Genomic DNA, 18,355 nt, shown 5'->3' with positions numbered 1-18,355 from the left:
GGCTGGATGTCCACGAGTCGGTCCGGTGGTAGGCAGGCCTGGGACGGGTGGCGTCGCTGGTCCGATCCACGGACGACGGTAGTTAACCTCCGAGAAAACGCCCGGCAGTCTTAACTCGATACGTCAACCTTTCGTGGATATGGTCGAACTGGGGGAACGGGCACCATCGTTCGAGTTGCCGGCAGTCGTGGGCGGGGACATCGACAGCCGAAGCCTCGGTGAGTTGCTGGGCGAAGACGTGATCGTTCTCATGTTCTATCCGGCGGATTTCAACCCGGCCTGTGACGGGCAGAGTTCGGACGTCGGCGAGCTCGACGTGTTCACGATGCAGAAGGACGTGACGGTCCTGGCGGTGTCGCCGGACAGCGTCTACAGCCACCGGGCTTTCGCCGAGCGCTACGACCTGAAGGTGCCGCTGTTGAGCGACACGCGCCGGGCGGTCGCCGGGCGATACGGCGTCGTCGACGATCGCGAGGAGGGACGGCTGGTCCAGCGAGCCGTGTTCGTTATCGATCTCAACGGCCGGATCCAGTATCGCTGGGCGACCAGCGACCCCTACGAACGCCCGGAGGTCGAACCGATCCGCGTGACGATCGAGGCCATCGGGGGCGACTCGACGGCGCTCTCGCGGTATCGCGTCGGCCACGCCCGCTATATCGAGGGGCGGCGCGCGTTCACCAGCGCGATGAACGCCTTTGGCGACCACGAGTGGATGCTCGCCAGAAGCGACTTCGAGCGGGCCCGAAAGGAGTTCGAGGAGGCCGCCGAGGAGTTCGACACGGCCTATCGGTTCAGCGAGACCGGGGTGCTCGACGAGCCGTTCGACCGCGCCCGGAGCAAGTCGAACGCGCTGTGGCAGGCGGCCGACTGGCTCGCGACCGCCGCCGACGAGTTCTCGAGCGGCAACGGACAGGAAGGCGAAGCCTATCGGGAGGACGCGCAAGCGCCACTGGAAACCGCACGTGATCTCGACGAGCCGATCGATCCCGACGACATCACCGACGACGGCGAGATTGTCCTCGAACCGGACGAGGAGACGTCGATAATGGACGAGATCCGCGAGGGCGACGACGAGTCCGCCGGCGGGATCGACCTGCTCGAGGAAGTCGAAATCGACGACGGGGACGAGGCGGTCGAAACGCGGGGACTGGAGACCGACGCCCAGCGCCGGGCCCGCGAGTACGGCGGGAAGGGCGTCGAAATGGGGGAGGCCGACGGGGCCGCGGCGGACCAGATCGCCGAGGCGGTCGGCGATGTCGGTCCGGTGGAGGAACGAGCCGACCCGGACGCCGGGCAGTCGGACGATGTCGACGATTCGGACGACGACGGTTCGAACGTCGCCGACAGTTCGGACGTTACCGACGAGGAAGTCGCCGAGATCGCCGCCGAACTCGAAGACGACGAATGATACGGTCGGTTGTAACGATTTACCGGTGCGATCGCATAACGGATGCGATCGATCCGGAACAGACTTATACTGCCGGCTGTAAGTTCGTAAAGATATTCGCCACCCCGGGGTGGCGAATTCCTTCAGTTTGTTACAGCCGGCAGTATTACAACCGACCGTATGAGGGCTTCGCGGACGGATCGCCCCGGGAGCGAACGGCGACGGCTTCTAGTGGCTCGGGTTCCCACCACCAGTATGGACGACCGCGTCGTGACGGCCCGGACGTACTATCAGTCGCTGGATGACCACGACTACGAGACGTTACGATCGGTGTTGACGTCGACGTTCGTCCATCGACGGCCCGACATGACGCTCGACGGGCGCGACCGGTTCATCACGTTCATGCGAGACGAGCGGCCCCGGACCGACACGGCCCACCCGATCGACGCGATCTACGAGAGGGACGCGGGGCTGGCCGTGGATGGGCGACTGCTCGCCGCCGATGGGGAGCAGATCACGGCGTTCGTCGACGTGTTGCGGTTCGACGACGGACGTATCGATCGTATCCGCACTTACAGCGGGTGAATCGATATCAGGCGTCGTAGGCGTCGGCCAGATACTCTTCCATCATCCGGCGAGCGTGGTAGCGCGAGCCGTTGAACGCGATTGCGTTTCGCATGATGTCGACCCACTTCTCGCGGTCGTCGTAGTAGGTCGGCAACACGTCGTTTTCGAGTGTGTCGTACAGCGCGGTCGAGTCGACGAGCGTCTCCTTGGCGTCGGTCATGCGCTCCTCGCGCGGACTGTGAGGTTCGGGGCCGATCGACCAGCCGGTCTCGCCCTCGATGTGGCCTTCGACCCACCAGCCGTCGATGGTCGAGAACTGCGGGACGCCGTTGAACGCGGCCTTCATGCCCGAGGTGCCCGAGGCCTCTCGCGGTCGCCGGGGGTTGTTCAGCCAGACGTCGACCCCGGAGGTAAGCGCCAGCCCCATCTCCATGTCGTAGTTCTCGAGGTACGTGATCGTGATTTCGTCCTCGAGTTCGTCGGCGTAGCCGTAGATCTGCTCGATGATCTCCCGGCCGCGCGGGTCTCCGGGGAAGGCCTTGCCGGCGTAGACGACCTGCACGTCGCCCGAGCGGGCGATGACCTCGCGAAGGCGATCGACGTCCTCGAACAGCAGCGGTGCGCGCTTGTAGGGCACTGCGCGGCGGGCGAACCCGAGCGTCAGCACGTCCTCGTCGAGTTCGACGCCCTGTCGGTCCTCGACGTAGTCGATGAGGTCGCGCTTCTGGGCCTGATGGGCCTCCCAGAGGGGCTGATCGTCGATGAGCGTGGCGTGCTGGAGTTTCGTCGGGAAACGCCGCCAGTTGCGCATGTGCTCGTCGAAGACCTCGGCCATCTCGTCGCCGACCCACGTCGGGACGTGTGCGCCGTTGGTGATGGCGTCGATCTTCTCGGCGTGCTCGGGGAACATCTCCCGGGAGACTTCCTGATGACGCTTGGCAACCCCGTTGACGTACCGCGAGAGATTGAGAGCGAGCCGCGTCGTGTGGATCTTGCCGCGTGGACTGTACTGGCGGACAGTGTACATCGAGATCAGCTCGTCATCGAGCAACTCGTTGAGCAGCTCGATGGGGTACTCGTCGTGGGCGGCCGCGACGGGCGTGTGGGTCGTGAACACACACTGCTCGCGGACCGCGTCGGCGTCGAGGTCGTTGCGGGAGAGCAGCTCCAGCGTGAGGAAGCTCGCGTGGCCCTCGTTCATGTGGTACGTCGAGACATCGTAGCCCAGTTCGTCGAGCATGCGGACGCCGCCGATGCCCAGGACGAGATAGACGGCGAGTTTGAAGCGATCGTCTTTCCCGGGGGCGTAGACGCGGCGTGTCAGTTCCCGGATCCAGTGGGGATTCTCCTCGCGGTCGGTATCCAGCATGATGACCGGAACGGTCCCGCCGTGTTCGGACTCGACGTCGTAACGCCACGCACCGATCGTGACCGTTTCGTCGCCGATCGTCATCTCGACAGTCGCATCGAGCGGCTCGCAGAACTCCTCGACCGGCCACGGTGCCGGTTCGATGTGCTGGGTGCCGTACTCGTCGATGTACTGGTGTCCCAGCCCGCGGTCGTTGAGCAGCGTGAGCCCGACCGCATCGACGTCCAGATCGGCGAAACCGCGGACCACGTCGCCCGCGAGGATGCCGAGCCCGCCGTTGTAGGTGTTCATGCCGTTCTCCAGCCCGTACTCCATGCTGAAGTACGCGATCGTCCCATCGGGTTGCAGCGTCGTCATACGCTGACGTTCACGGAGCGGTCGTTTAGCCCCTCCGATGCCCGATCCAGCACTGCATACACCGTTATAGTTCACAGAGCCGATCCTCAGTCGGTTTCATCGCAAAACCCGTGTGAGAACATACCGTTCCAATTTTCAGCAGCAAACAGCAGTATCTCGCACGAAGCGAGAGTAACTGTGTGTCGCTGGGCTTGACACAGAACTTTTGCTGCCATTGTTTTTCGTCCCTATCGGAGTGACAGCGGGCGCGATAAACGCCGACCCGCCACCAGCAGTCACTCTCGACTGTCCAGTATACGCTACGGGGGCGTTGCCGAACGCGGGACGCGAGCCAGCGGAACGGCCAGCTAGCTCGATTTCAGAATCTCCCGTATAGGAAGACGTGAAATTCGAGTCTAGCGAGTCCGACTCCGCGTAAAACACGCGGGCCACGTTGACAGCGCCAACGTAGTCACGGTCAGCCTGAAAGCCACACCGCGAGTTGTCGCAACGGAAGTGACCGCCGTGCCAGACCTCGTAGTCGTGGTCAGGCGATTTCGTTGTATGTCCTGTCGAGCCACAGCGAGGACACGACCGACTCGTGTTTCCTGCAGACACTCTCTCAACGTGAATACCCGCAATATCGGCGCGGTATTTGATGCTCTCGATAATCTCTCGACGTGCCCATGATGACAGTTCCCATGAGAGCTGTCCTTCACCCCGTGGTGGTGAGAGTGAACGCAGGTCTTCGTGGACGATAGCGTCCACGTCGTACACTACGGCGAGTGCGAGAATTTGGTTGGATACGTCGTGGACAAGTTGCTCGCGCTTGTGCCGAAGCTTGTTGTTCACTCGCTCGTACTCCGATTGCACGTGTTTGAACGTGTCTGTATGGTCGCGTCCCTGTCGGCGTAGATGAGCGAGTTTCGAGTTGAGTTGATTGCGCTCCCGATTCAGATTCCGCATCCTCTCTCGTTCCGTATTCTGGATGAAATACGGGGTGGAGAGTTGTTCTCCTTCGTTGTCTACGACGACAGCGGTTGCATCTTTCCGAAGACCGCCATCAATCGCCAATACGGTTTCAACATCGTCAGGAGTGTCTCTATGTTCGACTTCGACAGGAAAGGATAACTCGTAGTAGTCATCTCCTCTCTTCGACGTGTTAGGTTGGAATGATGGAGCGGAGAGACTGCCGTTGTCGACGAGTTCGTGAAAGGCGTCGTAGCCATCTAAGGTGTATTCTGTCCATGTCCAGTCGCCCCATGTGTCGGCTTCAAGTGTATCAGGGGTTTTGAGTTCGACAGTGAGTTGTTGCGTGGATTCGTCGTACTGGTATTTGACTGCTTGTCCGCTGGTCGGGCCGTCATCTGCTGAATACGGTAACACGCCAGAGGAGTATTCTGGGCAGTCTTGGAAGGCAAAGTACGTGTCTGGATATTCGCCATGAACGTCGTAGTAAGCGTTCAACTGGTTGATTAGTGCATCCACGTAGCCCGAAGACAGGTATTCGTCCGACTCCCAGAGCCGCTCTTTGATTCGTCGCGTGTGGATGCGTCGAATCTTGTGGTCGGGAAGCAGCGGTTTGACTGTTTGAAAGGCTTCTCGTTTGTCAGCGTGACTGCGGAGTGTTTCTCCGACTTTCTGTAACAGACAGCGTTTGTATCGACTGGGGAGATAGATGTCAAACGCTGCGAACGCTTCTTGCTCGTCAAAGTATTTCCACGCTTGATACGAGGATTCAGTAATCTCGGTGAGATGGTCTGGCGTCCAGTACTGCTCGATCAGCGTGTTTGCTGTTTGCGTGGTGAGCGTGGCGAGTCGGTTGTATCGCTCTCGCTCCTCGTCTGGCAGGCGGACTGGGAGGGAGAGGTGTGTAGAGGACATGTATGTAGTATCAGTCGTCTTGGGATAGTCGGATGACGGCGACTTCTTCACCAAGCCATTCTTTCGGAACAAAGACGTGTGCGCCCGTTCCTGTTTTGGTTACATCCTTCGTGATTGCTTCCTCGCCTTGGAATGTGAACTCGGCCATACCCCAATGTAGATTAAATATACATTTAAAGGTTTGGGGTAGCTTCTCGATTTGCTGCTGAGTGCTGCTGTTTGCTGCCGGATTTTGTAACTGTTACATAACCCCCTGAGAACGAAACGCGTCTTTTTCCTGCTGGGGATCAAACCGCCCCGGCATGGAGATCGGAATCGTCTCGGATACCCACGACAACGGGAGCATCGTCGAGCAGGCGGTCGATACGTTCAACCGGGAGGGCGTCGACGCGGTGATCCACTGCGGCGACATCGTCGCCCCGTTCTCGGCGTCGGCCTTCGAGTCGGACTTCGAGTTCTACGCCGTGCGAGGGAACAACGACGGCGAGTGGGGGCTCGAGAACGCTGTCGAAGGGTTCGGCACCTACTTTCGAGAGTTCGGAGAACTGACACTTGATGGGGCGGAGTTCGCCGTCTATCACGGCACGAGCGAGCCGATCGTCGACGCCTTGCTCGAGAGCGACAACTACGACTACGTCTGCCGGGGTCACACCCACGAACGGGTCCACGAACGACGCGGAGAGACGGTCCATCTCAATCCCGGCGGGATCCCGATCCCCGACGCGCCCGGAGCGCCGGCGGCGGTCGTCCTCGACACCGAGACCGGTGACGTCGAGTTCCACGACCTCGAGTGACCGTTGTACCGAGTTGCCAGTATGACCACGCTGTCGCACGGTCGAGTCGGAACGGACGTACAGTAAGAGAAACGCCTAACCCCGTCCCGCCCGCAGGCCGGTGCATGACTGACGACTTGCGCGTCGCGGCCGAGACGGCGCTGAACCAGTGCATGGGACTGCAATCGGGCGAGTCCTGTGCGATCATTACCGACGACAAGCGCTGGAAGATCGGCAAAGTGCTGTACGACGTCGCGAGCGAGATTACCGGTGACACGACGATCGTCCGGTATCCGCCGGGCGACCAGCACGGCGAGGAGCCCCCGGCGACGGTCGCAGCGGCCATGCGCGAACCGGACGTACTGCTCGCACCGACGACAAAGAGCCTCAGCCACACCCGGGCGCGCTCGGCTGCCACCGACGGCGGTGCGCGTGCGGCGACGCTCCCGGGAATCACCGAGGACGTGTTCACGCGCGGGCTCGACGCCGATTACGAATCGATCCGAGAACACTGCAATCGCGTCCTCGCGGCGGTCGGAAACGCGACGGAGATCCGGGTGACCGCGCCGTCGGGGACGGACATCACGCTCGAGCCCGGTGACCGAGAGTGGCAGGAGGACACCGGGATCGTCCACGAGCCGGGTTCGTTCTCGAACCTACCCGCCGGCGAAGTGTTCGTCAGTCCCGCGACCGCGAACGGTCGAGTCGTCGTCGACGGGACGATGCGACCCCACGGGCTACTCGAAGGCGGACAGACGGTCGCCTTCGAGGTCGAAGACGGGCAGGTCACCGCCATCGAGGACGACGCGATCCGCGAGCAGGTCGAGGAAGGGGCCGAGGAGGTCGGCGACGCGGCCTACAACCTCGCCGAGCTGGGGATCGGGACGAACGTCGCCGTCGAGCAGCTGGTCGGGTCGGTCCTGCTCGACGAGAAGGCGGGCGGGACGGTCCACTTCGCGATCGGCGACGACGCCTCGATCGGCGGCGACACCGAAGCGCCGCTGCATCTCGACGGGATCGTCCGCGAACCGACGGTCTACGCCGACGGCGAGGACGTGTCGCTGCCGACCCCCTAGGGTTCGATCTCCTCGACGACAATCTGGTCGGTCTCGACGTCCTCCAGATGCGTGCCGATGCCACCGACGGAGAACGTGCCACCGTCGGTCTCGACGACGAGGCTGGCCCGGCCGACGAGGTCCCTGAGTGTGGTCGGTCCCTCGTCGAGGTGCTCCCCCTCGTAGGAGACCTCGGTGACAGTGCCGACGAGCTGGCAGGGACGGCGGCTGTCGACCCACTGGCCAGTAATCCGGACGTGGACGGTCGCGCCCTCCTCGAGCAACGCTTCGATCTCGGGGATCGCTCGCCTGATCTCGAAGTAGCGTATCGGAGGGTCGCTCGAGCGGCCGTCGTAGTGGGTGTCCCACAGCTCCCACAGCATCGTCGAGAAGAACCACGAGAAGACGTAGGCGAGCCCCCGATCGTCGATGAGCATGCCGTACTCGCTGGGGGAATCGACGTGGAGCGCATACCCGACCTGTTGCTGGTCGATCAGTGCCAGAAACGCCGCCGGTCGCTCACGGACGCGTGCCTCGGTACAGATCCCGGCGAGGTATTCCTCGTCGGGCAACTCGTCCTCGCCGAACGAGTGGATCGCGAGCTGGACGTAGATGCCGTCCTCGTGAGCCGCTCGCAGCGTCGGCTCGAGCTGTTCGATCTGCCCCGGTGTAACCGACAGCTGGACGTAGTTGTTGGCGTCCTCGATGAACTCGATCGTTCGCGTGAGCACCGTCTCGAACTGCGCGACGATCGCCGCCTCCTGGCCGGTCGGTTCCGGCTCCGTCCAGCGGTGTTCGATCTCGTCGGTGGCCGACTGGAACTGGGCGATCCGGGTGCTCAGATCCGAGACGAGCGCCGCCGGATCGTGGATCCGAGCCTGAAGGGTCTCGCCCTCGTACGTCTCGACGTACCCGTCGGCCTCGAGATCCCGCAAGACGTCGTAGATCCGGGGCTGGGGAACGCCGCTGGCGTCCGCCAGGTCGCCGGCCGAGGCGGTCCCGAGTTCGAGCAACGCGACGTACGCCTGGGCCTGATAGCGCGAGAGCCCGCCGCTCTTGAGGACCGAAACCAGTCGCTCGCTGTCCATACAGGGCCGAAAACGTCCGTCAGCAAAACAGTTTGGTCGTCACACGCCGGTGGTGACCGCCATCAGCCACACTTCGATAGAAGGGGCGTCGTTCCGGGTGGACTGTTCCTCGTCAGCAACGGTTGTCTTTTGGGCTATCATACACTTCTACGTTGGCTGCGACCACGTATAAGACTTATCAATTTTCTTAACTACCGTCGTTGTTGTAGTTCAGATCCAGTCCAAAGATCCGCAACAACTGCCGTAGTTGTAGATTTTCAGCGCTTCATAGTCCGATATTCGTCCTGAGATGGACTCGCGTATTCGTAACGACTTTTATTAAATATTCTTTCATATTCTGTTTCCCGTGTTTCGACAGCCGTGCGTGAGTGGACGGCCGATACAAGTCACGCGGGGGAGTCACAAGCGCTTTCAGGGAGGGCCGAGGAACGCTACCCGATGACCAGAAGCGAGACGCACGGGACACAGCGGGTCGCGGTCCTCGCGGATTCACAGAACCTCTATCACACCGCCAGGAGCCTCCACGAACGCAACATCGACTACGCGGAGTTGCTCGACGCGGCAGTCGACGGGCGGTCGCTCACGCGGGCGATCGCCTACGTGATCAAGGCCAACGCGCCCGAGGAAGAGTCGTTTTTCGACGCCTTGGTCGACATCGGCTTCGAGACCCGGATCAAGGAGATCCGGACCTTCGGCGACGGCTCGAAGAAGGCCGACTGGGACGTCGGAATGAGTCTCGACGCCGTCTCGCTGGCCGAACACATCGACGCCGTCGCGCTGTGTACCGGCGACGGCGACTTCACGCGACTCTGCAGACACCTCCAGCACGAGGGCGTCAGAGTCGACGTGATCGCGTTCGAGGAATCGACGGCCGAAGATCTCATCGCGGCGGCTGACGGCTTCATCGACCTCGGGTCCGATCCCGACCGGTTTCTGCTCTAGTGTTGGTCGTTCTCAGACTGGACGACCGCCCTCGGACGTGCCGACCAGCAGGGCACCTGCCGCCAGGCCGAGCGCGGCGACGGCCCCGACGACGACCGGGAGGTCGGCCACGCCCAGCGCGATGATCACGACGCTGGAGACGGAAAGCAGGCCACCGCCGACAGCGAGTTTTCGGGTGTCCGTTGCCATACGACCCGCTTCGGGCAGTCGACAGATAAACGCAACCGTAGCGGCGATTCCCGCAGGGACGACCCCGTGTCGAAAGGCGTTTGCCCGCCCGTGTCCGACCACGAGGCATGACAGAGGCCGCCTCCGAAATGGATCTCGACACGCTAGCGCGGGTCGTGACCTACCAGTTCGGGCCGGACGGTGCGGCGCTGTTCGACGACCCCGATCTGGAGATTACGCGCTCGACGTCCGGTCGGCCTCGACAGATCATCGCGCCGGACGGTCGGCTCGTGACCTACAGCACGACGGGCCGGTTCACGCTCGGACTGGCCGGCGGGCGTCGACTGCACGAATCGCTCCCGCATCCCGACTACCGGATCGTCGTCGGCGACGAGAGCGAACCGTTCGTTCGCGACGGCAAGAACGTCTTCGCGAAGTTCGTCCGCGAGGTCGATCCGAACGTGCGGCCCGGCGACGAGGTCCTCGTGACCCATCACAGGGGCGATCTGCTGGCCGTCGGTCGCGCAGAACTGCCGGCCGGGGACATGCTGGATTTCGAGACCGGGATGGCGGTTGCCGTTCGGGACGGCGCTGAGGACTGATCGCGACTGTTGGAGGGCGACAGCCAAGACGAAACAACGAAGCCTCACTGCGTCGCTTGCGCGATCGCCTGATCCAGATCGCCAATGATGTCTGTCGGGTCTTCGACGCCGACGGAGAGCCGGACCATATCGTCTCTGACGCCGGCAGCTGCCTTCTCCTCGGCGGTGAGTTGCTGGTGGGTCGTCGAAGCCGGGTGGATGACAAGCGTCTTGGCGTCGCCGACGTTCGCCAGGAGACTGGCCAGTTCGGCCGACTCGACGGTCTCGCGGGCGGCCTCGTAGCCGGCCTCGAGGCCGAAGGTGATCATGCCGCCGTAGCCACCCTCGAGATACTCCGAAGCGTTGTCGTGCGTTTCGTGGCTCTCCAGCCCGGGGTAGTTGACCCAGGCGACCTCGTCGTGGTCGTCGAGATACTCGGCCACCAGCTGGGCGTTCTCGGAGTGGCGTTCCATCCGCATCGGCAGCGACTCCAGCCCCTGGATCGTCTGCCAGGCGTCGAACGGCGACTGCTGGTTGCCCAGATCGCGCAGTCCGCGAGCGATCGCGGCATAGGTGAACGCCGCCTCGCCGAACCGATCGGCGAAGTTGACGCCGTGATAGGCGGGGTTGTCGCCGGCGATCTCGGGGTAGTCTTCGGCGTACTCTTCCCAGGGGAACGTGCCGCCGTCGACGACGACGCCGCCGACGGTCGTGCCCGAGCCGTGGATCCACTTGGTCGTCGACTCCCAGACCAGGTCTGCACCGTGTTCGATCGGGTTCGACAGATACGGCGTCGCAAAGGTGTTGTCGACGAACAGCGGGACGCCGTGGTCGTGGGCGATGTCGGCGACGCGCTCGATGTCGGGCGTCACCAGCGCGGGGTTACCGATCGTTTCGAGGTGGACGTAGGCGGTGTCCTCGTCGATCGCCTCGTCGTAGGCGTCGTAATCCAGCGTGTCGACGAAGCGCGCCTCGACGCCGTTGCGCGGCGCGGTATGGCTGAAGTAGGTATAGGTCCCGCCGTACAGCGCCGAGGCGGTGACGACGTTATCGCCGACGTCCGCCAGCAGGAAGGTCGTGAGATTCAGCGCGCTCATCCCCGAGGCGGTCGCGACGGCACCGACGCCGCCTTCGAGCGCGGCGAGTCGTTCCTGGAGCAGTCCCGTGGTCGGGTTCATGAGCCGAGAGTAGATGTGGCCCGGCTTCTCGAGGGCGAACTGCTGGGCGGCGTCTTCGGCGTCCTCGAAGACGTAGCTGGTCGTCTGATAGATCGGCGGTGCGCGTGCGCCCGTGGCAGGGTCGGGTTCTTCCTGCCCGACGTGGAGGGCGTTCGTCTCGAATCCGCGGTCGTCGTCAGTCATCGTTCGTCCGGTCGTTGGCGCGTCGTGCCCGTATAACCATCCCCTCGCGTCCGGTATCGCCGTGAGGAGTGACAGACGGCAAGTGTTGACGCCATCGGCACAGGAAGATACAAAACGACTATGCGTAAGACGCTCGTATGTGCAAAATATGTCTGGAGCAATTACGAGCGGTGACGGCGACGACGAGATATTGACAGTGAATTTTAAAGTCACGGAATCATTTCTCGAAGAGATCGACGACACGTGGCAAGGACGGGGGTTCAACAGCCGGAGCGAGTTTATCCGCTATACGCTTCGAGACGCGGTCGAGTTTCCGACGTTCGATCGGGACGAACTCGTCGCGCTTCTCGCCGCTGAAGAAGACATACGTGAGGGTCGGACACTGACTGCAGACGAAGCCCGCGAGCGGTTCGGAACGGACGATGAGTGACGACGGCTGGGAGTGGGAACTGGCGACGGACGCAGAGGAGGATCTCGCTACGTTCACCCCCGAAGAACAGGACCGGATACTCGACAAACTCGACGAAATCGTCGATTCTCCGTGGCGAGATCCACCGGACTACGGGGAGCCGCTCCAAAACAGCCCCTACAAGAAGGTCCGCGTCGGTGGGTTCAGACTTTCAGTGGCGTTCAAGTCGGACGAACAGCGGATGGTCGTAGCGCGAGTCAAACGCCGCGGCGGTGCGTGAACCCACCCCGGGGTCAAGTGGTTCGAGAGACTCCGTCTCTCGTCATCACGGAAGACGATGTCTTCCGTACGACCCCGGGGCTTCCTGCTTCAACGACGCGCTTTGCATCCACAACCTCTCGCTGAGGTGTGAACGTAGGGAGCGCAGTCTGCACAGGCGTTGATTCGGAGCGTCCCGCCCCTATCTGCTTCAAACCACGAGAGAGAATATTCTTCGCCGCGTTCAGGTCGCGGTCTTGCGAGTGGCCGCACGCCGGACAGGAATGTTCGCGTACCCAGAGTGGCTTGGCTGTTTCGACACCACACACAGCGCACTCTTTCGTCGTGCCTGCTGGCTCCACTTCCACAACGTGTGTGCCGTGCAGGTCAGCTTTGTATTCCAACAATTCAAGAAACTGCGACCACGCGGCGTCTTGCTTGTTTTTGGCGTTCTGACTGGTTTCCAGCATCGGCTTCACATTCAAGTCTTCAACGGCCACAACGTCGTATTCTGTGACGAGCCACGTCGTCAACTTATGCTGGTAGTCTCGCACCTTCCGCTTGATTGTCCGTTTTGCTTGTGCGACCTTCCGACGTTGGTTCTCCCAGTTGGCAGAGCCATGTTCTTTCCGGGCGAGTCTCCGCTGTTCGCGTGCATAGCGGTCGTACTCATCGGACAGGTCAAGCGTGTCCACAGACAGATTCTCCGAGGTGTGGATGTAGCTGGTAATGCCAAGGTCAACACCTACGCAGTCCTCGGGGTCAATGTCTCTGAGCGGCGGTTTCTCGGGCGTGTCTTCCACAGTGGTCACGAGTGAGACATACCATTCACCAGTTGTCTCTTTCTTGAGGATAACCTCATCAATGTCGTCTGCTGGTGGTACGTCACGTTCTGCTCGAATCTTGAACCAGCCAATCTTTTCGAGTCGAAGTCGCACGAATCGATCGTTGCCCGTGTTGTTATCCACGTTGAAGCGACTGGACTGATTGTACGACACTGACCGAAATTCACCTTTGCCTTGCCACCGCAACCGCCCAACATCGTAGCCTTCGTCTCGCCGCTCTTGGAGTGTCTTAATATCGTCGTGGATTTGGCTTATGGCCTGTTGAGCGGCGTGTTGCGAGGGTTCGGCAAACGTCAGCCAACGGTCTGTCCACTCGGTGAGTTTGTCGTGTTGGTCGTAGTCGGATGGCCGGTTGTTGTAGTCACTACTATAGTAGTCTCGGACAGCGTGATTGCGAATCTGTCGAAGAATGTCGATTTGCCGCCACGCTTCGCTCGCCACGCCGTCGGAAAGGTACGCACGGAAGCGAAGCGTGTGTTTCATCGTGGTTAGTCAGATTCTTCTTTTTCTCGCTGTTCTTGGATTGCTTTTTGTAGCAGTCCACTCGGTGAGAGATGAGGCTGGTCATCAAGCCACTCCCCATCTTCATCTGGGACTGTCACTGTATATCGTTTTGACACACGTTTTGATACGTTCTGAAACTCAAAAAGTGTTTTGGAGCGTATTTTGTGCATTAATGCTGTCGGCTTCAACCCCGGGGTCAAGTCGTCCGAGAATCTTTGATTCTCATGATCACGGAAATCTCCGATTTCCGGACGACCCCGGGGCAGTCGCCTTGTACCGCCTGTACACCGCTGACGACGATTGAGACCGGTGTTATAAGATTTACCCGAAACTCCGAACGGTAAGCTCCAGCGTCTCCAGATCGACGATCGGCGCGAACCCGGCGTCCGGGTCGATGTTGACGCTCTTCTGGAAGTCCGTCTGGGCCTGCCAGCAGCCCGAGTTGATCGTCAACACGTTGTGGTACTTGCCATAGCCCAGTTTGTGGACGTGGCCGGCGTGGAAGACGTCCGGGACCTCGTCGATGATGAGGTAGTCCCTCGTTTCGGGTGCAAGTCGCGTGTGCCCGCCGTACTGGGGGGCGACGTGGCGCTTCTTGAGGAGCTGATACATCGCCTTGTGCGGCTCGTCGTAGGAGGCCTTCTCGTCGGGCAGTTCGGCGATCACTTCGTCGAGGCTGACCCCGTGATACATCAGCACCGAAACGCCCTCGATCGTGACCAGCGAAGGATTGGAGGTGAAACGGGCGTCGTGGGCGGACATCGTCTGTCGGAGTTCCGAATCGAAGGCGGGCTGGGGTTCGGCCAGGCGGACGGCGTCGTGGTTGCCCGGAATCATGACGATTTCCATGTCGCCTGGCACTTCCTTGAGGTACTCCGAGAAGCGCTCGTACTGGTCGTAGACGTCGATGACGTCCAGTTCCTCGTCCTGATCGGGATAGACGCCGACGCCCTCGACCATGTCGCCCGCGATCAGCAGATACTCGACGCCCTCGGCGTCGTCGGTGTGGAGCCAGTCGGCGAAGCGATGCCAGGCGTCGGCTTTGAACTCCTGGCTCCCGACGTGGACGTCACTGATGAGGGCGGCCTTTACCGGTCGATCCGCGGTCGAAGGTTCGTGGGTGCGGGGAATGTCCGGGAAGTGCAGCGAGTCGACGAAGAGGATGCCACCGTCGTCGGCAAGCGTCCCCTCGACGGCGATCACCTCGTCGAGCAACAGCTCGGACACGAGGTCGGCGATCGGCCGGTCTTTCATCACCAGCGTCGGAAAGGTTCCGTTGGTGTCCTCGAGTTCGATCAGCCAGTGGCCGCTGGCGGTCGATCGGATGTCCGAGACCATCCCGACGACTGCGGCGTCCTCGTTGCCGGGCAGCGATTCCAGCGCGTCGGTCGGGCGGTGGTTGACCCGGCCGCGAAGCTGCTTCGAGAGGCGTTCGTATCGATCTCGAAAGACGGCGACGAAATCGCTGTACTCGCCCGTCCCGGTCGACTGGCCGGTCATGTCGCCGTCGATCTCGACCGAAAGCCGGTCGGGATCGATTTCACGGCCCCTCGTCTGTCGGTCAGAATCGGAACTTCTGACCCCTCTTGTTTCAACTGGAGAAGTTGTAGCTGTATTTTGATTTTGGGGCTGTTCCTCTCCAGTCGAAACAGATGTGTTGTCCGTCGTTGGCCCAGCCGAGCGCTCGGGAGTAGACGGCGAATCACGATCGACAGTCGCGTCGGAGTCCGGGGACGCGGTCGCTTCGGATCGGGACGGGTCGGAGAGCGACCGATCGCCGAGCGAGCGTTTCGAGTCGTCCGTTTCGAGTGCGTCCCGGACGTGCTCGGATCGCAGTTTGAGTGCGTCGTCGGGGAGCGTTTCGAGGGCCCGATCGAGAGCGGCGTCAGTGTCCGGCGCGTCGGCCAGCAGCGTCACGGCATCGCGTTCGGCGTTGTAGCCGCGGGACGCGAGTTCACTGACGATCCGGGCGGGCGTCTCGAGAGGCACACCGCGAGGATTCGCGCCGCCGAGCAAAAGGGTGACGGTAAGCGAGGCGACGACCAAGCGAAAGATTGGTGGCTGTCCGTCGGGTTGGAACGGACGATGGAAGACGACGGCCCGGAGTCGGGACCGGAGACCGTGGACGTCCCCCGGTCCGAGGGAGACGACGCCACGCGGTCGGTGAGAGAGAAACCGACCGACACGAAGCCGACAGATCGGGGTCCAAAGACACACCGGGGAACGGAGTCGGACGGAGACGAGTCGAACTGGGTACTATACCTCTACGATTTGCTCAGCAGTGTCGGAATCGTCGTCCTGATCGGCGCGTTGCTCTTTACCGCCAGCGGAGTCTGGCCGCCGATGGTCGCCATCGAGAGCGGGAGCATGGAGCCGGTGATGGAGCGCGGTGATCTGGTGTTCGTCATGGAAGCCGATCGGTTCCCCGGGGACGGGGCACACGAAAGCGGCGTCGTCAGCGCGAGAGCGGGACGGGCAACCGGCTACGAGAAGTTCGGCGCGTACGGGGACGTGATCGTCTACGAGCCGGACGGGAGCGACCGCCGAACCCCAGTCATCCACCGGGCGATGTTCTGGGTCGAAGAGGGTGAAAACTGGATCGACAAGGCCAACCCAGAGTACCTGCCCGAGGACGCAGTCTGTGAGGAGTCGACATCCGGTGGAACGGACGTCCGTGGCTGTCCTGCACCCCACTCGGGATTCATCACCAAAGGAGACGCAAACAGCGCATACGACCAGGTGAACGGGATCGCCAGCGGACCGGTCAGACCAGAGTGGATCGTCGGGACCGCCGAGTACTCGGTGCCGTATCTCGGCAACATCCGACTGGGGGCAGAGGCGGGCGCGGTGAAGACGGCGTTGAACGTGACGAACCCGACATCGGACACGACGGACGCGACGGGGAATCGGACGATAGAGGTGGCACCGAGCAGCTGATCGAACCGCTGGGCTACTGGTCGAACCGGGCCTGAACGAACGGCTGGACGTCCTCGATGTCGCCCAGTCGGGAGTCGCTCAGGAGAACGGCTTCCGTCTCGTCGATCGGGACCGACAGCGAGATCTCCTTCGTGCGGCCGTATCGGCCCTTCGAGACGACGACGGCGTTGACGATGCCGAGCATGTCGAGTTCGGAGATGAGGTCAGTGACCCGGCGCTGGGTGAGCACGTCGGCGTCGATCTCCTCGCAGAGGCTCTTGTAGATATTGTAGACTTCTCCGGTGTTGATGTTGTGGACGCCGTTCTTTTCGAGCAAGATGATCGCAAAGAGGACGAGTTTCGACTGGGTGGGGAGGGTGCGGACGACCTCAACGACGCGATCGAGTTCGATCTTTTCCTGTGCCTGCCGGACGTGGTCTTCCTCGACGCGGTCGGTTTTGTCCCGTTCGGCGAGTTCACCGGCCGTCCGGAGTAAATCGAGTGCACGCCGAGCGTCGCCGTGTTCCTGCGCCGCAAAGGCCGCACACAGCGGGATGACGTCGTCGGAAAGCGAACCGTCTTCGAACGCGACCTCGGCGCGCGCCTGCAGGATGTCCCGGAGCTGGTTAGCGTCGTATGGGGGGAAGACGATCTCTTCCTCGCCGAGGCTTGACTTGACGCGGGGATCGAGAAAGTCGGTGAATTTCAGGTCGTTGGAGATGCCGATGATCGAAACCTTCGAGTTCTCCAGTTCGGAGTTCATCCGCGAGAGGTTGTACAGGGTATCGTCACCGCTTTTCTCGACGAGTTTGTCGATTTCGTCGAGCATGATGACGACGACGCGCTCGGTGTAATCGACCGCCTCGAAGAACGTGCTGTAGACGCGGTCGGTCGGCCAGCCGGTCATGGGGACCTCTTCGAAGCCTTCGCGCTCCTCGCGGAGCGATTCGAGCGTAGATTCGATGTCCCCGATCGACTCGAAATCGGTTTCAGTGAGCGACGACTCGTCCTCACGCACGCGTTCGCGGAGCGATTCCAGTTCGTCGATTCGGTCGGTGATATGATCGCGGTTCTTCTCGATGAACTTGTTCGCGAGTTGCGCGAGGACGCGATACTGAGTGTCGGTGACCTCACAGTTGATGTACTCGACTTCGCAGGCGACGGAGTACTTCTCGGAGGTCGACTCGAGTTCCTCGCTGACGAACTTGGCACTGGCAGTCTTGCCGGTCCCCGTCTTGCCGTAGATGAGGATATTCGAGGGGGTGTCACCGCGGAGCGCACTGACGAGAATCGTCGCCATGTTGTTGATCTGGTCCTCGCGGTGCGGGAGTTTGCGAGGCGTGTACGACGGACGGAGTACTTCTTTCTTCTCGAAGATCGGTTCGCCGCTCAGCAGGTCGTCGAACAGGCCGCGCGACGCTTCGCCGGCGTCGTCAGTGTCTTCCACGTCGTCGAGTACGATGTCGTCTAGCGACGACGCGCCGATAGATCCGTGCTGACTGTCGGTATCAGTCCGATCTCGACTCTCGTCGTCAGCCTGCTCGGAAGCGAACGCCGAATCAATGAGGTCGCTCCCGGAATCAGTTCCCGTACTGGAATCGATCGCTGAATCGGTATCGTCGTCCTGTTCTGTCATGAGATGACCCCTTCCTTTCAGGTGGAAATGACACGGCGCGCAGAGAGATATGGCGCGAAAGAGGGTAGAGAGGCGTATTTACGCCATTTCCCGAGCCAGGCCGCGTCCAGTTGAACCAAAAGGAACCCGTGGTTGATAGCATATTAAATATTACGGTGCGATGTCGTCCGCAGACGGGTTGTCGGTGGAAACGGGCGTATCCGTCCGAGATCCCCACCGAACGACTGCTGTGAATACAATAAGATTCAGTATAACATATGGTATTTGATGGATGTG

18 protein-coding genes are annotated in these 18,355 nt (G+C 61.6%); 9 read left to right on the top strand and 9 right to left on the bottom strand.

Annotated features, from left to right (window positions below):
* Positions 1-139 precede the first annotated feature (139 nt).
* Together HSR122_RS00090 and HSR122_RS00085 are read left to right on the top strand one after the other, a co-directional pair.
* Complete coding sequence (locus tag HSR122_RS00090; protein WP_229110627.1) at positions 140-1,408, top strand: redoxin domain-containing protein; 1,269 nt, start codon at positions 140-142, stop codon at positions 1,406-1,408.
* Positions 1,409-1,642: 234 nt separating this feature from the next.
* Positions 1,643-1,972, top strand: a complete 330-nt coding sequence (locus tag HSR122_RS00085) for a nuclear transport factor 2 family protein (protein WP_229110625.1) — start codon at positions 1,643-1,645, stop codon at positions 1,970-1,972.
* 7 nt (positions 1,973-1,979) lie between these two features.
* Here HSR122_RS00085 and glgP read toward each other — a convergent pair whose 3' ends face one another.
* From glgP to HSR122_RS00070, 3 genes are all read right to left on the bottom strand, one after another.
* Positions 1,980-3,680, bottom strand: coding sequence for an alpha-glucan family phosphorylase (gene glgP / locus HSR122_RS00080; RefSeq protein WP_229110624.1), 1,701 nt, complete (start codon positions 3,678-3,680; stop codon positions 1,980-1,982).
* Positions 3,681-3,815: 135 nt separating this feature from the next.
* Positions 3,816-5,543 carry a transposase gene (locus HSR122_RS00075; protein WP_229110622.1) on the bottom strand — a complete coding sequence of 576 codons (1,728 nt, stop codon included), beginning with the start codon at positions 5,541-5,543 and terminating at the stop codon, positions 3,816-3,818.
* Between the two features lie 10 nt (positions 5,544-5,553).
* Positions 5,554-5,691 carry a DUF2080 family transposase-associated protein gene (locus tag HSR122_RS00070; protein WP_006065802.1) on the bottom strand — a complete coding sequence of 46 codons (138 nt, stop codon included), beginning with the start codon at positions 5,689-5,691 and terminating at the stop codon, positions 5,554-5,556.
* Positions 5,692-5,845: 154 nt separating this feature from the next.
* On the opposite strand from HSR122_RS00070, the gene HSR122_RS00065 reads away from it, so the two are divergent.
* Together HSR122_RS00065 and HSR122_RS00060 are read left to right on the top strand one after the other, a co-directional pair.
* Positions 5,846-6,337 carry a metallophosphoesterase gene (locus HSR122_RS00065; protein ID WP_229110621.1) on the top strand — a complete coding sequence of 164 codons (492 nt, stop codon included), beginning with the start codon at positions 5,846-5,848 and terminating at the stop codon, positions 6,335-6,337.
* Between the two features lie 104 nt (positions 6,338-6,441).
* Positions 6,442-7,392: an aminopeptidase gene (locus HSR122_RS00060; RefSeq protein WP_229110619.1), complete on the top strand. Its 951-nt coding sequence runs from the start codon at positions 6,442-6,444 to the stop codon at positions 7,390-7,392.
* On the opposite strand, the gene HSR122_RS00055 is transcribed toward HSR122_RS00060, so the two are convergent.
* Entirely contained in the window at positions 7,389-8,459 is a 1,071-nt protein-coding gene (locus tag HSR122_RS00055) for a TrmB family transcriptional regulator (protein ID WP_229110617.1), read from the bottom strand. The two genes, HSR122_RS00060 and HSR122_RS00055, sit on opposite strands and share 4 nt — an antisense overlap.
* A 438-nt stretch (positions 8,460-8,897) precedes the next feature.
* Between HSR122_RS00055 and HSR122_RS00050 the strand changes: the two genes are divergently transcribed.
* Positions 8,898-9,401, top strand: a complete 504-nt coding sequence (locus HSR122_RS00050) for a LabA-like NYN domain-containing protein (RefSeq protein WP_229110616.1) — start codon at positions 8,898-8,900, stop codon at positions 9,399-9,401.
* 12 nt (positions 9,402-9,413) lie between these two features.
* Here HSR122_RS00050 and HSR122_RS00045 read toward each other — a convergent pair whose 3' ends face one another.
* Positions 9,414-9,590: a hypothetical protein gene (locus HSR122_RS00045; protein ID WP_229110614.1), complete on the bottom strand. Its 177-nt coding sequence runs from the start codon at positions 9,588-9,590 to the stop codon at positions 9,414-9,416.
* Positions 9,591-9,697: 107 nt separating this feature from the next.
* Between HSR122_RS00045 and HSR122_RS00040 the strand changes: the two genes are divergently transcribed.
* Positions 9,698-10,171, top strand: a complete 474-nt coding sequence (locus HSR122_RS00040; protein ID WP_229110612.1) for a PUA domain-containing protein — start codon at positions 9,698-9,700, stop codon at positions 10,169-10,171.
* Between the two features lie 44 nt (positions 10,172-10,215).
* On the opposite strand, the gene HSR122_RS00035 is transcribed toward HSR122_RS00040, so the two are convergent.
* Positions 10,216-11,511: an O-acetylhomoserine aminocarboxypropyltransferase/cysteine synthase family protein gene (locus HSR122_RS00035; protein ID WP_229110611.1), complete on the bottom strand. Its 1,296-nt coding sequence runs from the start codon at positions 11,509-11,511 to the stop codon at positions 10,216-10,218.
* Between the two features lie 148 nt (positions 11,512-11,659).
* On the opposite strand from HSR122_RS00035, the gene HSR122_RS00030 reads away from it, so the two are divergent.
* Together HSR122_RS00030 and HSR122_RS00025 are read left to right on the top strand one after the other, a co-directional pair.
* Positions 11,660-11,941 (top strand): ribbon-helix-helix domain-containing protein, encoded by a 282-nt coding sequence (locus tag HSR122_RS00030; protein WP_229110610.1) that lies wholly within the window; start codon positions 11,660-11,662, stop codon positions 11,939-11,941.
* A complete protein-coding gene (locus HSR122_RS00025; protein WP_229110608.1) occupies positions 11,934-12,200 on the top strand; it encodes a type II toxin-antitoxin system RelE family toxin in 267 nt (88 codons plus the stop codon). The genes HSR122_RS00030 and HSR122_RS00025 overlap by 8 nt, the downstream gene beginning before the upstream one ends.
* A gap of 13 nt (positions 12,201-12,213) precedes the next feature.
* Here the strand turns inward: HSR122_RS00025 and HSR122_RS00020 are convergent, their stop codons facing one another.
* Both HSR122_RS00020 and HSR122_RS00015 read right to left on the bottom strand, forming a co-directional pair.
* Positions 12,214-13,506 carry an RNA-guided endonuclease InsQ/TnpB family protein gene (locus HSR122_RS00020; protein WP_229110607.1) on the bottom strand — a complete coding sequence of 431 codons (1,293 nt, stop codon included), beginning with the start codon at positions 13,504-13,506 and terminating at the stop codon, positions 12,214-12,216.
* A gap of 342 nt (positions 13,507-13,848) precedes the next feature.
* Positions 13,849-15,516, bottom strand: a complete 1,668-nt coding sequence (locus tag HSR122_RS00015) for a DNA-directed DNA polymerase II small subunit (protein ID WP_229110605.1) — start codon at positions 15,514-15,516, stop codon at positions 13,849-13,851.
* A 96-nt stretch (positions 15,517-15,612) separates the two neighbouring features.
* On the opposite strand from HSR122_RS00015, the gene HSR122_RS00010 reads away from it, so the two are divergent.
* The gene (locus HSR122_RS00010) at positions 15,613-16,464 is read left to right on the top strand and encodes a S24/S26 family peptidase (protein WP_229110603.1); all 852 of its coding nucleotides are present in this window, start codon (positions 15,613-15,615) and stop codon (positions 16,462-16,464) included.
* Positions 16,465-16,477: 13 nt separating this feature from the next.
* On the opposite strand, the gene HSR122_RS00005 is transcribed toward HSR122_RS00010, so the two are convergent.
* The gene (locus HSR122_RS00005; protein ID WP_229110601.1) at positions 16,478-18,079 is read right to left on the bottom strand and encodes a Cdc6/Cdc18 family protein; all 1,602 of its coding nucleotides are present in this window, start codon (positions 18,077-18,079) and stop codon (positions 16,478-16,480) included.
* Positions 18,080-18,355: the final 276 nt, after the last annotated feature.

It is taken from the genome of Halapricum desulfuricans (assembly GCF_017094525.1).
In the GTDB taxonomy this organism is placed as follows: domain Archaea; phylum Halobacteriota; class Halobacteria; order Halobacteriales; family Haloarculaceae; genus Halapricum; species Halapricum desulfuricans.
This window is presented reverse-complemented; position numbering and strand designations above follow the sequence as displayed.

Coding starts and splice junctions, on each gene's coding strand:
- HSR122_RS00090 (WP_229110627.1), top strand. CDS start 140: ATGGTCGAACTGGGGGAACGGGCACCATCGTTCGAGTTGCCGGCAGTC.
- HSR122_RS00085 (WP_229110625.1), top strand. CDS start 1,643: ATGGACGACCGCGTCGTGACGGCCCGGACGTACTATCAGTCGCTGGAT.
- glgP (WP_229110624.1), bottom strand. CDS start 3,680: ATGACGACGCTGCAACCCGATGGGACGATCGCGTACTTCAGCATGGAG.
- HSR122_RS00075 (WP_229110622.1), bottom strand. CDS start 5,543: ATGTCCTCTACACACCTCTCCCTCCCAGTCCGCCTGCCAGACGAGGAG.
- HSR122_RS00070 (WP_006065802.1), bottom strand. CDS start 5,691: ATGGCCGAGTTCACATTCCAAGGCGAGGAAGCAATCACGAAGGATGTA.
- HSR122_RS00065 (WP_229110621.1), top strand. CDS start 5,846: ATGGAGATCGGAATCGTCTCGGATACCCACGACAACGGGAGCATCGTC.
- HSR122_RS00060 (WP_229110619.1), top strand. CDS start 6,442: ATGACTGACGACTTGCGCGTCGCGGCCGAGACGGCGCTGAACCAGTGC.
- HSR122_RS00055 (WP_229110617.1), bottom strand. CDS start 8,459: ATGGACAGCGAGCGACTGGTTTCGGTCCTCAAGAGCGGCGGGCTCTCG.
- HSR122_RS00050 (WP_229110616.1), top strand. CDS start 8,898: ATGACCAGAAGCGAGACGCACGGGACACAGCGGGTCGCGGTCCTCGCG.
- HSR122_RS00045 (WP_229110614.1), bottom strand. CDS start 9,590: ATGGCAACGGACACCCGAAAACTCGCTGTCGGCGGTGGCCTGCTTTCC.
- HSR122_RS00040 (WP_229110612.1), top strand. CDS start 9,698: ATGACAGAGGCCGCCTCCGAAATGGATCTCGACACGCTAGCGCGGGTC.
- HSR122_RS00035 (WP_229110611.1), bottom strand. CDS start 11,511: ATGACTGACGACGACCGCGGATTCGAGACGAACGCCCTCCACGTCGGG.
- HSR122_RS00030 (WP_229110610.1), top strand. CDS start 11,660: ATGTCTGGAGCAATTACGAGCGGTGACGGCGACGACGAGATATTGACA.
- HSR122_RS00025 (WP_229110608.1), top strand. CDS start 11,934: ATGAGTGACGACGGCTGGGAGTGGGAACTGGCGACGGACGCAGAGGAG.
- HSR122_RS00020 (WP_229110607.1), bottom strand. CDS start 13,506: ATGAAACACACGCTTCGCTTCCGTGCGTACCTTTCCGACGGCGTGGCG.
- HSR122_RS00010 (WP_229110603.1), top strand. CDS start 15,613: ATGGAAGACGACGGCCCGGAGTCGGGACCGGAGACCGTGGACGTCCCC.
- HSR122_RS00005 (WP_229110601.1), bottom strand. CDS start 18,079: ATGACAGAACAGGACGACGATACCGATTCAGCGATCGATTCCAGTACG.